Origin of the sequence: Oceanobacillus sojae (assembly GCF_900162665.1) — a bacterium.
In the GTDB taxonomy this organism is placed as follows: Bacteria; Bacillota; Bacilli; order Bacillales; family Amphibacillaceae; genus Oceanobacillus; species Oceanobacillus sojae_A.
This window is the reverse complement of the sequence record NZ_LT727809.1, coordinates 527,851-541,044: the sequence shown is the minus strand read 5'-3', so window position 1 is coordinate 541,044 and position 13,194 is coordinate 527,851. Positions and strand designations below refer to the sequence as shown.

The 13,194-nt window shown below is 39.1% G+C and carries 16 protein-coding genes and 1 riboswitch; of the genes, 4 read left to right on the top strand and 12 right to left on the bottom strand.

What is annotated here, in order from left to right; translation table 11 throughout:
* Positions 1 to 184 precede the first annotated feature (184 nt).
* The 3 genes from gcvPB to gcvT are packed head-to-tail and all read right to left on the bottom strand — an operon-like array spanning position 185 to position 4,126.
* On the bottom strand, positions 185 to 1,645 hold the full coding sequence (gene gcvPB / locus BN1068_RS02960; RefSeq protein ID WP_077601332.1) for an aminomethyl-transferring glycine dehydrogenase subunit GcvPB: 1,461 nt from the start codon (positions 1,643 to 1,645) through the stop codon (positions 185 to 187).
* Complete coding sequence (gcvPA, locus tag BN1068_RS02955; protein WP_077601331.1) at positions 1,638 to 2,987, bottom strand: aminomethyl-transferring glycine dehydrogenase subunit GcvPA; 1,350 nt, start codon at positions 2,985 to 2,987, stop codon at positions 1,638 to 1,640. Before gcvPA ends, gcvPB begins: the two co-directional genes overlap by 8 nt.
* Positions 2,988 to 3,022: 35 nt before the next feature.
* A complete protein-coding gene (gcvT, locus tag BN1068_RS02950; protein WP_077601330.1) occupies positions 3,023 to 4,126 on the bottom strand; it encodes a glycine cleavage system aminomethyltransferase GcvT in 1,104 nt (367 codons plus the stop codon).
* Positions 4,127 to 4,446: 320 nt separating this feature from the next.
* A riboswitch (glycine riboswitch) is annotated at positions 4,447 to 4,536 on the bottom strand.
* A gap of 137 nt (positions 4,537 to 4,673) precedes the next feature.
* On the opposite strand from gcvT, the gene BN1068_RS02945 reads away from it, so the two are divergent.
* Both BN1068_RS02945 and BN1068_RS02940 read left to right on the top strand, forming a co-directional pair.
* A complete protein-coding gene (locus BN1068_RS02945; RefSeq protein ID WP_077601329.1) occupies positions 4,674 to 6,341 on the top strand; it encodes a DEAD/DEAH box helicase in 1,668 nt (555 codons plus the stop codon).
* Entirely contained in the window at positions 6,325 to 7,110 is a 786-nt protein-coding gene (locus tag BN1068_RS02940) for a YqhG family protein (protein ID WP_077601328.1), read from the top strand. Before BN1068_RS02945 ends, BN1068_RS02940 begins: the two co-directional genes overlap by 17 nt.
* Before the next feature lie 104 nt (positions 7,111 to 7,214).
* Here BN1068_RS02940 and BN1068_RS02935 read toward each other — a convergent pair whose 3' ends face one another.
* A complete protein-coding gene (locus BN1068_RS02935) occupies positions 7,215 to 7,388 on the bottom strand; it encodes a DUF2759 family protein (RefSeq protein ID WP_077601327.1) in 174 nt (57 codons plus the stop codon).
* Between the two features lie 142 nt (positions 7,389 to 7,530).
* On the opposite strand from BN1068_RS02935, the gene BN1068_RS02930 reads away from it, so the two are divergent.
* Positions 7,531 to 8,160: an MBL fold metallo-hydrolase gene (locus BN1068_RS02930; protein WP_077601326.1), complete on the top strand. Its 630-nt coding sequence runs from the start codon at positions 7,531 to 7,533 to the stop codon at positions 8,158 to 8,160.
* 82 nt (positions 8,161 to 8,242) lie between these two features.
* Here BN1068_RS02930 and BN1068_RS02925 read toward each other — a convergent pair whose 3' ends face one another.
* From BN1068_RS02925 to comGA, 8 genes are all read right to left on the bottom strand, one after another.
* Positions 8,243 to 8,485 carry a DUF2626 domain-containing protein gene (locus tag BN1068_RS02925; protein WP_040985302.1) on the bottom strand — a complete coding sequence of 81 codons (243 nt, stop codon included), beginning with the start codon at positions 8,483 to 8,485 and terminating at the stop codon, positions 8,243 to 8,245.
* Positions 8,486 to 8,616: 131 nt separating this feature from the next.
* Complete coding sequence (locus BN1068_RS02920; protein ID WP_077601325.1) at positions 8,617 to 8,991, bottom strand: hypothetical protein; 375 nt, start codon at positions 8,989 to 8,991, stop codon at positions 8,617 to 8,619.
* Positions 8,963 to 9,397 (bottom strand): competence type IV pilus minor pilin ComGF, encoded by a 435-nt coding sequence (comGF, locus tag BN1068_RS02915; RefSeq protein ID WP_175637047.1) that lies wholly within the window; start codon positions 9,395 to 9,397, stop codon positions 8,963 to 8,965. Before comGF ends, BN1068_RS02920 begins: the two co-directional genes overlap by 29 nt.
* Positions 9,381 to 9,719 carry a hypothetical protein gene (locus BN1068_RS02910; RefSeq protein ID WP_077601324.1) on the bottom strand — a complete coding sequence of 113 codons (339 nt, stop codon included), beginning with the start codon at positions 9,717 to 9,719 and terminating at the stop codon, positions 9,381 to 9,383. Before BN1068_RS02910 ends, comGF begins: the two co-directional genes overlap by 17 nt.
* Positions 9,703 to 10,134, bottom strand: coding sequence for a competence type IV pilus minor pilin ComGD (gene comGD, locus BN1068_RS02905; protein ID WP_077601323.1), 432 nt, complete (start codon positions 10,132 to 10,134; stop codon positions 9,703 to 9,705). The genes BN1068_RS02910 and comGD overlap by 17 nt, the downstream gene beginning before the upstream one ends.
* Complete coding sequence (gene comGC / locus BN1068_RS02900; RefSeq protein WP_175637046.1) at positions 10,121 to 10,426, bottom strand: competence type IV pilus major pilin ComGC; 306 nt, start codon at positions 10,424 to 10,426, stop codon at positions 10,121 to 10,123. The genes comGD and comGC overlap by 14 nt, the downstream gene beginning before the upstream one ends.
* A gap of 12 nt (positions 10,427 to 10,438) precedes the next feature.
* Complete coding sequence (locus BN1068_RS02895; protein WP_175637045.1) at positions 10,439 to 11,479, bottom strand: type II secretion system F family protein; 1,041 nt, start codon at positions 11,477 to 11,479, stop codon at positions 10,439 to 10,441.
* Positions 11,448 to 12,446: a competence type IV pilus ATPase ComGA gene (comGA, locus tag BN1068_RS02890; protein ID WP_077601321.1), complete on the bottom strand. Its 999-nt coding sequence runs from the start codon at positions 12,444 to 12,446 to the stop codon at positions 11,448 to 11,450. The genes BN1068_RS02895 and comGA overlap by 32 nt, the downstream gene beginning before the upstream one ends.
* A 151-nt stretch (positions 12,447 to 12,597) precedes the next feature.
* On the opposite strand from comGA, the gene BN1068_RS24250 reads away from it, so the two are divergent.
* Positions 12,598 to 12,789, top strand: a complete 192-nt coding sequence (locus BN1068_RS24250; RefSeq protein WP_077601320.1) for a YqzE family protein — start codon at positions 12,598 to 12,600, stop codon at positions 12,787 to 12,789.
* Positions 12,790 to 13,194 lie beyond the last annotated feature (405 nt).

Here is a 13,194-nt window from a genome sequence, read left to right as displayed (position 1 = left end):
TGCTGCCCCAAAAATGATAAAATTGTTTACACGCAGCCGACTATTTACAGAAAACTAAAACTATCAAGAAGCCCGGCTTCAAGTTCGGTCCAATTGTATATAACGTTAAAAGCTGATTCAGAACATATCTGAATCAGCTTTTATTATTGAATATTTACCTTTTCAGCAGACAGCAGCTCCAGCTTTATTCTTCTTCATATCGCAGCACCGGTTTACGGGCAGCTGTCGCTTCATCCATCCGTTTTACAATCGTGTTGTGTGGAGCTTCTTGCACAATTTCCGGATTTTCCTCTACTTCCTTTGCAATATGAATCATGGTATCAATAAAGGAATCCAATGTTTCTTTAGACTCTGTTTCAGTAGGTTCGATCATCATTCCCTCTTCCACATTTAGCGGGAAATAAATTGTCGGCGGATGAAAATCAAAATCTAACAGTCTTTTTGCCATATCTAATGTCCGGACACCCAGTTTTTTCTGAATACTCCCTGATAGTACAAATTCATGCTTACAATGCTGCGGATACGGCATTTGAAATGCTTTTTCCAGTTTGCGCATCATATAATTCGCATTTAATACAGCATATTCACTGACTTTTTTCAGGCCTTCTGCGCCCATCGTCCGAATATACGTATACGCACGTAAGTTAATACCGAAATTCCCATAGAACGGTTTGACACGGCCAATGGATTTTGGTATGTCATAATCCAAGCTGAAAGTGTCGTTGTCTTTAATAATCAATGGTTTTGGCAGATAAGCGGCAAGCTCCTCACTGACCCCAACAGGTCCTGAACCCGGTCCTCCGCCGCCATGTGGTCCTGTAAATGTTTTATGAAGATTTAAATGAACCGCATCAAATCCCATATCTCCAGGTCTTACATAGCCCATAATTGCATTTAAATTGGCCCCGTCATAATAGAGCTTTCCACCGGCTTCATGAACAATGGACGCCATCTCTAAGATATCTTTTTCAAATAAACCTAATGTATTAGGATTGGTAAGCATTAATGCAGCTGTATCTTCCCCGACAACACGCCGCAAATCATCGAGATCCACGAGGCCCTCTTCATTTGATTTAACTGTCACAGCTTCAAATCCAGCCACTGCTGCGGATGCCGGATTTGTTCCATGGGCCGAGTCCGGCACAATTACTTTCGTCCGGTGATGGTCTCCATTTGCTTCATGAAACGCCCGGATCATCATTAACGCTGTCCATTCTCCCTGTGCGCCGGCAGCTGACTGCAGAGAAACCTCATGCATGCCTGTAATTTCTTTTAAAGATTCCTGTAAATCGTAAAGCATTTCTAAAGCACCCTGCGCCGTGCCCGGGTCCTGATATGGATGAATATGACTGAACCCTTCCAGGCGTGCAATATCTTCATTGATTTTTGGATTATACTTCATCGTACACGATCCCAGCGGATAGAAGCCGGAATCCACACCATAATTGCGGGATGCAAGTCCGGTATAATGACGGATAATATCTAATTCACTTACCTCCGGAAGCTTTGGCGGTTCATTACGGATATAAACATCCCCTAACTCCGCTTCCAGATCAAAAGATTCCGTTTCTAACTCCGGCAAACTGTAGCTTGTTCTTCCTTCTTTACTGCGTTCAAATAATAGTGGAAAATTCTTATCAGACATGCATATCCCCCAATTCTTTCACAAGTTGATCAATTTCTTGTTTTGTACGAATTTCTGTCACAGCCACGAGCATCTGACCTTGATATGCCGGGTCAATCTTCCCTAAATCGAATCCGCCAAGAATACCCTTTTCAAGCAAAGCAGCATTCAATTTTGTAATATCCTGATTCAGCTGAATCACAAATTCATTGAAGAAAGAACCTTCGTAAACAACAGATATACCGTTTGCTGCAAATTTCTTTTTCGCATAACGGGCCTTCTGCATGTTCATTTCAGCCATTTTCCGTATCCCGTGCTTACCGATAGAACTCATTGCAACAGAACTCGCTAAAGCATTCAGCGCTTGATTGGAGCATATATTTGATGTTGCTTTATCACGGCGGATATGCTGTTCCCGCGCCTGCAGGGTCAGCACATAGCCTCTTACATCATTTTCATCTTTTGTCTGACCGACTAAACGTCCGGGAACCTTCCGCATTAATTTCTTTGTAGTTGCAAAGTAGCCGCAATGCGGTCCGCCGAATTGTGCCGGGATACCAAACACCTGTGTATCGCCGGTTACAATATCTGCTCCAAATTCTCCAGGAGGAGTCAGATACCCTAAAGCAAGCGGATTACTGGAAACAATCAGCATCGTCTTCTTCTGGTTTTCTAACAGCTTTTGAATCGCATCCATCGGCTCAATTTGCCCCAAAAAGTTGGGATATTGAACAACAACACCTGCTATCTCATCATCAAGCTGTTCCTCTAAATGTATGAGATCTGTTTTTCCGTTATTTAATTTTATCGGGATAATTTCAATTTCCTGTCCTTTGGCATATGTTTGAATAACCTGCTGATATTCGGGATGCACAGCATCTGAAACCAATACCTTCTTTTTCTTCGTCTGGGCTGCACTTAAATTAACAGCCTCTGCTAAAGCCGTTCCCCCGTCATACATAGAGGAATTTGCAACCGGTAAACCTGTCAGCTCGGAAATCATTGTCTGAAACTCGAAGATAGCCTGCAATTCTCCCTGAGAGATCTCTGGCTGGTATGGTGTATATGCTGTGTAGAATTCAGGTTTAGAAATAACATGATCGACAATGGACGGAATATAATGATCATATACACCGGCTCCAAGAAACGATACAACTTCCTTGGTGGAGATATTTTTATTTGCCATCGCTGTCAGTTCTTTCGTTAACGCATATTCATTCATGGGCTGCTTTAAATCCAGCTCTTTTTGTAGACGGACGCCCGCTGGAATATCAGCAAACAGCTCATCCGTATCCTTGATCCCTATCGCTTTCATCATTTCTTGTTTATCTTCACTTGTCATCGGTAAATAACGGAACTCCATCTTTTTTCCCCCTTATTTATTGCACTGGCAAACGATTATCTGCGGTAAAATGGTGTTTTAACAACCTTTGCTTTTAAACGGCGCTTCCTCACCTGAACCTCCAGCTCCGTTCCAATCTCTGCAAATTCAGAATGAATCAATGCCAGGCCGAGATTTTTATTCAAAGTCGGTGATTGTGTACCTGAAGTAATAAAACCAATTTCTGTATCATCCTGATATACAGAATAGCCATGCCGCGGGATACCTTTATCAATCATTTCGATCCCCGCAAGCTTTCTCTCCAGCCCGGTCTCTGCTTGTTTTTTCAGAGCTTCTTTACCAGTAAATTCTGCTTCTTTGTTCAGCTTAACAGCAAATCCTAATCCCGCTTCTAAAGGTGAAATATCAGCTGCTAATTCCTGACCATATAAAGCAAGGCCTGCTTCAAATCGCAGCGTGTCCCGTGCCCCTAATCCGATGGGTTCGATTCCTTCCTCTTTTCCTTTTTCAAGGAGAAGATTCCACAAATCTTTGCCATTTCGCGAATCAAGATATATTTCAAAGCCATCCTCACCTGTATAGCCAGTTCTGGAGATTAAAGCTTCTCCAGCTATCCCTTCAATAGCAACACCTTTTTTAAATCGGAAAAAGGATATGTCACTCAGCGATTCTTTTACAACCTTCTGTAAAATCTGCTCTGCTTTTGGTCCCTGCAAAGCTAATTGTGCATAATTTTCCGAAATATTATCCAAAGTAACACCCGGGGTGGAATTATTTTGTTTCAGTAACCATTCAAAATCTTTCTCTGTGTTTGCGGCATTTACAACAAGCAGGTATTCATTTTCAGCAAGCATATAAACAATTAAATCATCTACTGTCCCGCCATCCTCATAGCACATCATCGTATATTGCGCTTTGTTTGGGACAAGCTTGGTAATATCGTTTGATAGCGCAGTCTGTAAAAAGTGAGCACTTTCCGGGCCGCTTACTAAAATTTCTCCCATATGGGATACATCAAACAGACCGGCTTTTGTTCGGACAGTTTCATGCTCCTCTTTTATACCTGAAAATTGAACCGGCAGATCCCATCCGCCAAAATCAATCGTTTTGGCAACTTTTTCATAAGCCGGGAAGATTGGAGTACGCTTTAATTCACTCATCTGATTCTCTCCTTTTTTAAAGTTGATTAAAGTGCTGATGAAACGAAAGATACATTTTTTGCATAAAAATAGAGACCCCTCCTAAAAGAAGTCTCTGTCCTCAAACCAGAAAGTTGCATATTCACATTTACAAAAAATTCATTTTGCAATAAACGAATCAGACCGTCTGCATTAGCTTACTTACCTTACCCATGCTTATCGAAACAGGATAACAATGTGCTTTTACAGACTGGTAAAATGTGAATACTTGCTTCGTGGGTGGTTAATAAGCTTTCAGAGAAAATATCTCCTCCGTTACTTATAAACACTCTCCAGAGTTGCGTCCTACAAGAGTCTTTTTGCCTGAGAGATTCGCTCTTAACTTGCTCCTTCGGCGTTACATCAACTGTAAGCTCTCCCCTTGTGTTCATCCGCTGATTTAATATATTGATGTTGGTTATACTATGTATATGTTAGCAGGAAAATCTATTTGACCAAAGTATATCATATCTCTTCAAAAAAGTAATTGAAAGAACCATATTTTATTAAGAGGGAGTGAATCAAATATATGGATTCTATCCAAATTCGGCAAGATAATCAATTTATAGACGACTTAGAATCAGCTTTTCGTGATGAAAACGATTTAACCAATTGGGAGCTTTTCCGTATGGCATACCAGGCTGTAAATGTAACAAAGAGACCATCATTCAAAGGTTTACAGGCACTGGAATATTTACCTCATCTGGATATTCTGGATCACCAGCTGCAAACAGCCGAGCAGGTGCTGGAGTCCATGCATGGGCGTGCTATTTTAGCAGATGAAGTAGGACTCGGAAAAACCATTGAAGCAGGTCTGATTCTAAAAGAGTATATGGTGAGAGGCTTAGTAAAAAAAGCATTAATTCTTGTTCCTGCTTCTCTCGTTAATCAATGGGAAAAAGAATTAAATGATAAATTCCTGATTCCGGCCATTGCCTACCGGAAAAATTACAGCTGGGAGGACAATCCAATTGTCATTTCCTCTATTGATTCAGCAAAACGTTCCCCGCATCGGGAAGCCATTTTAAACCTGGATTATGATTTTATTCTGGTAGATGAAGCACATAAATTAAAAAATGAACAGACGAAAAACTATCAATTTGTCCATGAATTAAAGAAAAAGTATTGTCTTTTATTAACTGCTACTCCTGTTCAGAATAAACTATTAGAATTATTTAACCTTGTCAGTCTCTTAAAGCCGGGACATTTAGGGAATTATAAAACCTTCACGGAGAAATACGGAAAGGACCGCAAAAAAATGGAGCAGGATCCTTACCTGAAGAAACTCGTTCAGCAGGTAATGGTCCGTAATACAAGAAAAGATACAAGCTTGAACAATTCAAAAAGAAAAATACAAACCATTTGGACCTCCCTTCCAGAAAACTATGAGAAGGTTTATCAGCAGTTAATGGAGCTATCCTTTGGAATGGCAGCATTCGCTAAAATCACCTATTTACGTGAATTCTGTTCCTCGAGAGAAGCTTGTTTTACTTCCCTGGTAAAATTGGGAGCTGATGAAAATCAAACAGCTATCCAGGAAGTGATAGAAAATATTGAGCAGCTGGATCAGCATCCAAAAGCGGAGAAGCTGGTGGAACAAATCAAATTGCTGAATGGAGAAAAAGTTATTGTTTTTACAGAATATCGAGCCACGCAATATTATCTGCAATGGTATCTTCAGCAGCATGGCATCTCATCCGTTCCTTTCCGTGGAGGCTTTAAAAGAGGAAAAAAAGATTGGATGAAGCAATTATTTAAAGACCATGCGCAGGTGCTTATTGCTACAGAAGCTGGCGGTGAAGGAATTAACCTGCAATTTTGCCATCATCTGATTAACTATGATTTACCCTGGAATCCAATGCGGCTGGAGCAGCGGATTGGCCGTATTCACCGTTTTGGCCAGGAATCGGATGTGCATATTTATAATATTGTTACAAAGCAAACCATTGAAGAGCATGTGCTCTCCATGCTTTACGAAAAAATACATTTGTTTGAGAATGTTATCGGTAATTTAGATGCCATTTTAGCAGAGTTAAAAGTAGATAGTATGGAGAAGGAAATAGAATCCATCTATCAGGAATCCACTTCAGCCGGAGAAGTACGTATTAAGCTCGATAACCTGACATCCGTGATTGAGCAGGCAAATTTCGAAATTCAGAATAATGAGGAGCAATATAAAGATGGAACAGCAAATTGATTTATCAGATTTTCTCATCAACTACTTTGAAACAAAGCAGTGTACAATACTTTCTAAGAATGAGGGGCAAATCCTCATTCAGCTGAACGAAGAGATGGACAGAGAATTAATGAACCGCCCTTTTTATTGGCATTATATTAAAAAAATGGGCCGGGAAGGAGAACCTCAGAAGCTTCGTCTGATTACAGACAAAGAAAAAACAAATGAGCCCGGAGAATGGATTCACTTCGGCAGTCCCAGACTTCATCAAATTATGAATAAGCTCATAGAAAAGGAGCGTTATACCAGATTGTTTGAAAAGGTTCAAGCATCAGAAAACACACCGCTGTATCCCTGGCTTGTGATTAATATAAAAATCAGTTACCAGGGAGCCCGGCATAAGGATGAGGTGTTTTCTGTCGGTCTGCAGCTGCTTCATGGGCATATGGCTTTAAATATGATGGATTCTTTGGAGAAAATAGCGCTCGAAAGATCAATATCCGATTATTGCTATACGCTGTCGCCGATGATAAATCCCAAAAGCGGTTTTATCCGTATTCAGAATCTCCTGCTGCAGCACGTACAAAAACAGGATAATTCCTGGGCTGCCGAGTCTATAAAACAACTGGAAACAGATAAAGCGACATTAAAGCATTTTTACGAGAACGAACTTGACCACCCCAAATATTTAGAAGAGTTAGAGGCACTGGAAAAGCGGTTTAAACCAAAGGTTATTTTTCAAGTTATTAACGGGGGGATATTTTATTTAACAAAAGCAATGATGGACTAAGGGAAGTGCAGACCATTCTAATCGAAAGAGAAAATAAGAAAATTACTTGGTCTTTAAAAAAGATTCTTTCTATTTTCAGTAAAATAGAAAGAATCCTTTTGTTTTTAGCCTATAATTTCTGAAATAATGGTTGCAATGGAGAAGAATCCAAAGACAACGGCAGTTAGAGCAGAGAATAACAGCGCCAGTATATTTTTAAATTTTAACTGACGAATCACGGATACGACTGCTAATAGTGCAACTAGTAAAAATAAAATTCCTAAAACAATATGACCCATCCGAAATTTTCCTCCTTTTCAAGGTAACTATTCTTGTGTAAAAAGCCAGTATTTAATACTATGTAATTATCGTTAAACTATTTATATTTTATAGTATTTCCAAGTGTTTGTCGAGTTATTATAAAAGAATGGAGAGTTGGATATGGAAATTATCGCAATGCCGGTAGGTTTAGTCCAGGCAAATTGCTATATCGTTTACAAAAAAGAAGAAAAAGATGCTTTAATTATTGATCCCGGCGGAGAACCGGAGAAAATAATGGAAGCTGTTGAAAAGAATGATCTGAATGTGAAAGCAATCTTATTGACTCATGCTCATTTTGATCATATTGGCGGTTTAGATAGTGCCCAAAAGTATACCGATGCACCAGTATATCTTCATAAAGCAGAGTGGTCCTGGCTTGGAGAACCGAGATTAAATGGGTCAGCTAAATTAATGGGACAGCCCATTACTGCTCAGGAAGCTGATAAAGAACTGACGGAAGGAACCTTGGAAGCGGGCGGTTTCACCATTAAAACATTACATACGCCGGGCCATTCGCCCGGAAGCATCAGTTTTGTTTTTTCTAAAGAGAATTTCGCTGTTTGCGGTGATGTATTATTCCAGCAGGGAATCGGCAGAACAGATTTAGTAGACGGGGATATCAACGTCCTGGAAAGCTCGATAAGAAATAAGTTATATCATTTGCCGGATGATTTAACCATTCTTCCAGGTCATGGTCCGGCAACAACGATAGGCTACGAAAAGAAGAATAACCCCTTTTTTCCAGCGTAGAAAAGCATCATTGATTCAGAAGTAGATAGAAAAGCGAAAAAAGACCAGCTGCATAAAATACAGAAGGTCTTTTTCGCTGTTTTTAATGTCCAAATCCAGGTACAAGGATAAACTCAGAATACCAAGTGTATCCAACAATAAATACCGTACAATATGCACCAAATAAGTACATGTACATACGTTCAGACAGCTTTAAGTAACTCAATGTAAGGAAAAACGCCGTTTGAACAAGGAATAAAAGTGCAGTATTCAGCATGTCACCTACATAAAACATAACTGTAAAAATACCTGTCCAAAAGGCAAGAACACGAAACATACGGTCCATGTCTTCCCCCTCCTTTATAGGTAACGTTCTCATAGTTATTATATACGAGCCGGATGGGATTGTAAACGATTCTTATATAGTTTGCCCCTGTATTAGAATTTTTATTTTAAAGTAATGATAAATCCGCTCACTTACTGTTTAGGGGCGTATCTGGCAAATTGATAAATATGGTCGCTTCCGGTTTGTTTTATTGCATAGATGATATTTATTGTTTCATTTGTTTCAGCCTGAAAGGTTACTTTAACCTCCCCCCGTGGAAAATGATAGCTGGTTTCATATGGTAAAGAAATCTCCTGTACATCTATTTCTCCATTGACTCTTTTGTAAGCCATTTGAAAAAGTGTTTCCACCTCTATATCAGATAACTGATTGTCAGCTACTATTTTGGCCGTCTGATATTGATAAAGAAGAAAATGTAAACAAAGAAACACAATAAGGATAACCCACACGACATGGAATAATAAAAATCCCTGCTGGCTATGGATAAGTGTATAGTGTCTTTTCATAAACTTCCCCTGATTCCATGGTAATTGTTAAAAAAATAATATTTGATTGTTCCTCAAAAACAGCATTCGAAACTTCGTGGAGATATATCTCATGGCCTTGTTCGTTTATTTGTCTGCGAATGGAATTGTTATACTGACTGAAGCGGGCTGTTTTCTCGATATTATCACTTGGATCAATAAATCGGATATACAATCGATTGTCAGCTATATGGGCTGAAGAAGAAGAGATGATATCGTTGCGTAATTGCAAAAATAATTGCTGTACCGATAAAGATTCCGTATAGGTCTGCTTTATTTGAAGTGTAGACAAAGCATAGTATACAAAAGGAAGTGTTAATACTAGGATTGTCATTGCAATTAGCATAGAAATCAGAGTGAAGCCACTGGCGTTACTCCATAATTGCATAAAGACATTTTTTCTCTGTCTGTTGTTTTGCATTAGTCCATTCTGCACATCCTTTCAAGTATTCTCCATCCAATGCAAAAGAGAACTCTGCAGATGTACGGTAAGGAATTATTGTATATTCTGACGGGTAAGATACCGTTCCAGCCAGAGCTTCCTGCAGCTCGTCATGTAATTTACTTGTAATTTTTAATCTTTCTACATTACTGTACTGTTCTTTAACAAGTAAGGAAAGCAATGGTAATAGTACAGTAAGCATAGAGAATAAAAGCAATGATGCTATTAAAGTTTCAAATAATGTAAATCCTTTATCTTTCTTCCACATAAAATCTGCCTTTCCCAAACGGAAATACAATCCGGTAACGGTCGTCCCCAAAGCTGATTAAAATGGATTGCGGATTCTTAATAACACCGCCGACGGAGAATTCAATATCCTTCGGGAAAGGTGTATTCAAAGAAAACAGCGGCGGATACTCCCGCCTGATCTCAGTAGAATAGTTAAACAATATACTATAGCTATCACTGGAAAACCTTAAAAGATATGGTTTGCCGCTTTCCTGTGTGCTCTTCTTATTCTGAAGATAAAGCACATCCATTTCTAATGTATCAAGAAAATGCCGGCCCTCCAATTTATTAATCTGTTCTACCTGGTGTTTAGGAATGAGTAAAAGGATGACAGACAAGATGGATAATGCAAATAATGTCTCGATAAGCGTAAACCCCCGCTCAGTTTGAAGCATTTACTACACCATTAGAAATGGAAAGCTTATTTCCATTTGAGCATGTCTGCTGATCCTCATTTATATAACCAGTGCTTTCAAGCTGCTCGAGACTTGATGGCATATTACCGGTATCAATATGATAAGCATCCACCTGGGCCTGCACTACAGAAATTAACGCATCACAGCCTTTGGTATGGACATCCCCTGTCTTCTTCCCCAGGTTCGGTATAATTAATATCATGATGATAGAGATTACCATCAAAACGATTAACATTTCAATTAATGTAAATCCCTTTTCACTTTTCAACATAAAAAAGCTCCTTCACATTGTATTCATTAATTCAAACATAGGCGACATCAGACTGATATAGATAAATATAATAAATGCGCCAATGATCGAGAAAAAAACAGGCTGAATATAAATAATTCTTTTTTGAAGCCGCTGATACATCGTATCAATCGAGATTTCAGCATAAATAGCTAAATCTTTTGCCAGGTTTACTGCATCCATATTAGAAGATAATATATCTGTCAAATGCCTGTCTAAAAAATTCATTGTAGTCAAGAGCCCCTGAATGGATCTCCCCCTAAAATACTCTAGCTGCATCTGCTTGGCATAATATGAAATAATAGGCAGCCTGGTCTGTCTGGACATATAATGTAATAACTCCTTCATTGGCATCCCCGTCTGCAGGAGAGAACTGTATAAAGCAGCAAAATGAAAGGATGTTTGCCTCTTTACATAAGAGCGATATAACGGAATCTTTCTATAAAGGGACAGTTTTGTTTCTAAAGAAATCTTATTCCTTGAAAAGATCCAAATAACTACACCAAAGCTGAAAACAGCAACAAGAACAAGAATGGAATAACCAAGCCAGGAAGATAGAAAAATAACGGCTTTCAGCAGCATTGGAAGCTCGCCGAACATGAGCTGCTGAAAGGAAGGAATGACACGTGCATAAATAAAAAATAATAATCCGCTAAAAATAAATAGCAAAATAAGCGGATAACGGACTGTCTGCTGAAATTTACGCATGTAGTGGACATGTTGTTGAAATAATTGATGGCACTGCTCAATCCGTTCGGATATATTCGATTTTTCCCGTACAACAAAGAGATAGGAAATAATTGAATGATGAAAACCGGATTCATCCATTGCTTCATCCAAATGCTGCCCCGCTTCCAGCCGCTTTAAAATCTGACTGGAGGTATATTCTAACTCAGCATAATATTTCATTGCGTCTAATGATTGAATGAGCGTGAGGCCTTTTGAAAGCATGCGCTGTAAGATATGAAGAAATTGCAGCTGTGCAGTGATGGTTAATTTTTGATTATTGAGGGAATATCGTTTGCGTAAAGCCATAAGCAAATGCCTTTCTTTGTAATTTTTTAAATTGCTGTGCTTCAGGTAAAGCCCGTAATGTACCATCGATAGCTTCTGTCAGATGAACTCCCTCCATTAATTCTCCAATAGCGCTCCGCTGCTGCTTATTCTTTCTTGTAATTGGAATCAGCCGAAGGGCTCCAACACCAATCAGAATTTGATGCAGATCAGCAGTTTTTATTCCCATTTCCTTCAAACGGAAAATAGTACCGACAGCATTTTTAGCATGCAGGGTGCTTAAGACAAGATGACCAGTCAGAGCAGCCTCCACAGCAAATTTCGCCGTTTCCTGATCCCGAATTTCTCCCACCATTATAATGTCCGGGTCATGACGTAAAGCAGCCTTCAGACCTGTGTGATAGGAAATTCCGGCATGTTCGTTAATTTGCACCTGCAAAATTTGATTTATTTTTCTTTCGATCGGGTCTTCCAGAGAAATAATTTGGCAGGGTTTTTCCTTCATTTCCATTTCTAATAAAGAATATAAAGTAGATGATTTTCCGCTTCCTGTTGCTCCAGTTATCAGGATAAGTCCGGAATCATGATTCATCCACCTGCGCATTTGCTGTACTTGATTGGGAAAAAGAAATAAGTGATCGAGCGGCAAGGTATCATTTTGAGGAAGAACACGGATAGCAATACTCTCCTGCTGATAATGAGGAAGCGTCGAAATTCGAAGTGCATAGTCCTTCGATTCAAAACTCCAAAGCAATGTTCCTGCTTGAGGTTTTCTATTTTCACCAATATCCATATTTGCACTGAATTTAAAAAATGTTCTTAAAAGCTGGTATTGTTTCGTTAGAATATTTCGGATAAAGGTACGTTTTCCGTGGATGCGAAAGTAGATTTCTGTTTGCTGCTCGTATGGATAAAAGTGGATATCAGAAGCTTGCTGTCTGACTGCAGACTGAAAGAGGTCGTCAGATAATTTGGTGACGTGATTCATTAACTCACCTCCCTTACAAATATTTCTGACATAATCTATAAGTTCTACATTTATTCTGATTCTCCTTCTTTTTTATTCAAAAGAATAGAATTTATTTTATCGTTAACACTATAAGTAAAACGGTCTTGAAAAGGAGTGTTAAATTTAACTCATGAAAAGTAACGACTATATTCGTTTTTTAACAGAAGAGATGATGAAATATATAAATTTGCCTACAGAAGAAAAAAAAGAACGGAAACAAAAAAAGAAATCTTCTAATCAACTATACAGTAATAAATGGCTTGGTGTAATACCTTTCTCAATTCAATCCTGGTACTATAAAAGAAAAAATCGGCAGGACTGATCCGGTTATTTTTTGCTGTTCATTCAACTTTCGCACTTAAGAATAAGCATCTATACCTTGCTATTCCATGATGAACATGTTCTTCATTATCCAGCTTGTATTTTGTTAAATCTTTCTATTGAAATGGAGATTGTGTATAGCGCCGCTCCGACCAACCACTACGCTTTCCATGGGGACGGCTTCAGCTAACTTGAAAAGAAGACCGCTTTTCAAGTGGATCTTCAGCTCGCCCTGCGATGCACAAATGTTTTCGATGGGGTGAGTAATCGCAACCCCAGGAGTCACGGGTTTAGCCTGCGAACCACTTAGGAGTCTACGTGGTTGGTCTGCGCTCAATTAGGTTACTACAACGAATGAAAGGAGTCATATCCTGATGGAGCTGGAGGAAATAATCGTGTTTTGTTT

What these genes read in the sequence shown, in the direction of transcription:
- gcvPB (WP_077601332.1), bottom strand. Translation starts at nt 1,645, where the DNA reads ATGTCTGATAAGAATTTTCCACTATTATTTGAACGCAGTAAAGAAGGA.
- gcvPA (WP_077601331.1), bottom strand. Translation starts at nt 2,987, where the DNA reads ATGGAGTTCCGTTATTTACCGATGACAAGTGAAGATAAACAAGAAATG.
- gcvT (WP_077601330.1), bottom strand. Translation starts at nt 4,126, where the DNA reads ATGAGTGAATTAAAGCGTACTCCAATCTTCCCGGCTTATGAAAAAGTT.
- BN1068_RS02945 (WP_077601329.1), top strand. Translation starts at nt 4,674, where the DNA reads ATGGATTCTATCCAAATTCGGCAAGATAATCAATTTATAGACGACTTA.
- BN1068_RS02940 (WP_077601328.1), top strand. Translation starts at nt 6,325, where the DNA reads ATGGAACAGCAAATTGATTTATCAGATTTTCTCATCAACTACTTTGAA.
- BN1068_RS02935 (WP_077601327.1), bottom strand. Translation starts at nt 7,388, where the DNA reads ATGGGTCATATTGTTTTAGGAATTTTATTTTTACTAGTTGCACTATTA.
- BN1068_RS02930 (WP_077601326.1), top strand. Translation starts at nt 7,531, where the DNA reads ATGGAAATTATCGCAATGCCGGTAGGTTTAGTCCAGGCAAATTGCTAT.
- BN1068_RS02925 (WP_040985302.1), bottom strand. Translation starts at nt 8,485, where the DNA reads ATGGACCGTATGTTTCGTGTTCTTGCCTTTTGGACAGGTATTTTTACA.
- BN1068_RS02920 (WP_077601325.1), bottom strand. Translation starts at nt 8,991, where the DNA reads ATGAAAAGACACTATACACTTATCCATAGCCAGCAGGGATTTTTATTA.
- comGF (WP_175637047.1), bottom strand. Translation starts at nt 9,397, where the DNA reads ATGCAATTATGGAGTAACGCCAGTGGCTTCACTCTGATTTCTATGCTA.
- BN1068_RS02910 (WP_077601324.1), bottom strand. Translation starts at nt 9,719, where the DNA reads ATGTGGAAGAAAGATAAAGGATTTACATTATTTGAAACTTTAATAGCA.
- comGD (WP_077601323.1), bottom strand. Translation starts at nt 10,134, where the DNA reads ATGCTTCAAACTGAGCGGGGGTTTACGCTTATCGAGACATTATTTGCA.
- comGC (WP_175637046.1), bottom strand. Translation starts at nt 10,426, where the DNA reads ATGTTGAAAAGTGAAAAGGGATTTACATTAATTGAAATGTTAATCGTT.
- BN1068_RS02895 (WP_175637045.1), bottom strand. Translation starts at nt 11,479, where the DNA reads ATGGCTTTACGCAAACGATATTCCCTCAATAATCAAAAATTAACCATC.
- comGA (WP_077601321.1), bottom strand. Translation starts at nt 12,446, where the DNA reads ATGAATCACGTCACCAAATTATCTGACGACCTCTTTCAGTCTGCAGTC.
- BN1068_RS24250 (WP_077601320.1), top strand. Translation starts at nt 12,598, where the DNA reads ATGAAAAGTAACGACTATATTCGTTTTTTAACAGAAGAGATGATGAAA.